Raw genomic sequence first — 619 nt, 5'->3', positions numbered from 1 at the left:
CTCATAGCGCACCAGCGGCCAGCGTTGGCCTTGTGCATCGTGCAATGTCACCCTGCCGATGCAGCCGGGCACATCGCCCGCAGCGCAGTGCACGAGGCGGCCCGTCGCGGCATCGCCCGACCATTCGATGAAGCGCAGTGCGCCTTCACTGGGTAACTCGATACGCCACGCATTGCCGTTCAGATCGTTGAATTGCGTAAGCCACGACTGGAGCGGTTGCTGCGGATTGGCGGCAAGCGCCTGTTCGCGCCATTGCTCGGGCATCGCGAAGCGGTGTTCGATGCCTTCCCGACTTCGCACGATCAAACGCGTGCCGTCGAGATAGAGCGCATACCCTCCGACGCCTTCGATGATCCGCGCACCCCAGCCTTCATCCGCTGGCATCTGATCGAAGCACACCCATTTGTCAGGGAAGCAGACAATGCTGCCAATTTCCCCATCGTGCTCAAAGAGTTCGATGCGGATATCAGCAGGCGATTGCCAGCCGCAGCCCACTGCGCCCAGACGGGTGTCGTGACTGGCGTAACGACGGTTCCACACGAGCGGCAGCCGTCCCGGCACGGTGAAATCGTGCTGCTGCACCACGACCTCACCCGTGATGCCGTTGACCGGTTCGCCA

1 protein-coding gene is annotated in these 619 nt (G+C 62.5%); it reads right to left on the bottom strand.

The genetic code is table 11. From position 1 onward, the window contains the following. The coding region (locus QCE69_RS39360) for a DUF6531 domain-containing protein (RefSeq protein ID WP_309936161.1) at positions 1-619 on the bottom strand (619 nt) is incomplete at both ends.

This window comes from Caballeronia sp. LZ032, assembly GCF_031451315.1.
Lineage (GTDB): Bacteria > Pseudomonadota > Gammaproteobacteria > Burkholderiales > Burkholderiaceae > Caballeronia.
This window is presented reverse-complemented; position numbering and strand designations above follow the sequence as displayed.